Annotated in this window: 1 protein-coding gene; it reads left to right on the forward strand. The window is 69.7% G+C overall.

Features of this window, described 5'->3' with window-relative positions:
- The coding region (locus H261_RS25680) for a cadherin-like domain-containing protein (protein ID WP_008623055.1) at nt 1-211 on the forward strand (211 nt) is incomplete at both ends.

Genomic DNA, 211 nt, shown 5'->3' on the forward strand with positions numbered 1-211 from the left:
TTCAACGGCAACGTCGATCTCAGCTACACCATCAGCGACGGCCAGGGCGGCACCACCGCCGGCTCGGCCAGCTTCGACGTGGCGGCGGTCAATGACGGCCCGACCACCAGCGAGGTGAGCCTGGCCTCGGGCACCGAGGACCGTTCGTTCACCATCACCGCCGAACAGCTGCTGGCCCATGCCGGCGACGTCGACGGCGACGCGCTGTCGG

Origin of the sequence: Paramagnetospirillum caucaseum (genome assembly GCF_000342045.1) — a bacterium.
In the GTDB taxonomy this organism is placed as follows: domain Bacteria; phylum Pseudomonadota; class Alphaproteobacteria; order Rhodospirillales; family Magnetospirillaceae; genus Phaeospirillum; species Phaeospirillum caucaseum.